This is a genomic window from Streptomyces sp. PT12 (genome assembly GCF_003311645.1).
Classification (GTDB): Bacteria; Actinomycetota; Actinomycetes; order Streptomycetales; family Streptomycetaceae; genus Streptomyces.
Map to the genome: position 1 here is coordinate 1 of NZ_QEST01000018.1, position 498 is coordinate 498.

Below are 498 nucleotides of genomic sequence, written 5' to 3' on the forward strand. Positions count from 1 at the left end.
GAGGGTGGTGCGATGGTGGCGGTGCAGGCGTCGGAGTCGGAGGTGCTGCCGCTGCTGACCGGGGGTGTGGATATCGCGGCGGTCAACGGCCCCGATTCCGTGGTGCTTTCCGGCGACGAGCAGGCCGTGGTGGCCTTGGCCCAGCGGTGGAAGCACAAGCGGCTCGCGGTGAGTCATGCGTTCCACTCGCATCTGATGGACCCGATGCTGGAGGGCTTCCGCGCGGTCGCCGAGTCGTTGACCTACCACCCGGCTCAACTGCCCATCGTGGGACAGCCGGAGAGGGTCGATGCCGCCTACTGGGTGCGGCATGTCCGCGAGGCCGTCCGTTTCCACGACGCGGTCGAGGCGCTGCGTGCTAACGGCGTGGGCACGTTTCTTGAGATCGGCCCCGATGGCGTTCTGTCCGCGATGGTCGATGGCACGCCCGTCCTCCGCAAGGACCGCCCCGAGGTTGAGAGCCTGGTTACCGCCCTGGCCGCCCTTCACACCATGGGC

The 498-nt window shown here is 68.5% G+C and carries 1 protein-coding gene; it reads left to right on the forward strand.

Features of this window, described 5'->3' with window-relative positions; all coding sequences use genetic code 11:
• A partial coding sequence (locus DEH69_RS02155) for an acyltransferase domain-containing protein (RefSeq protein WP_113685150.1) occupies positions 1-498 on the forward strand: 498 nt, incomplete at both ends.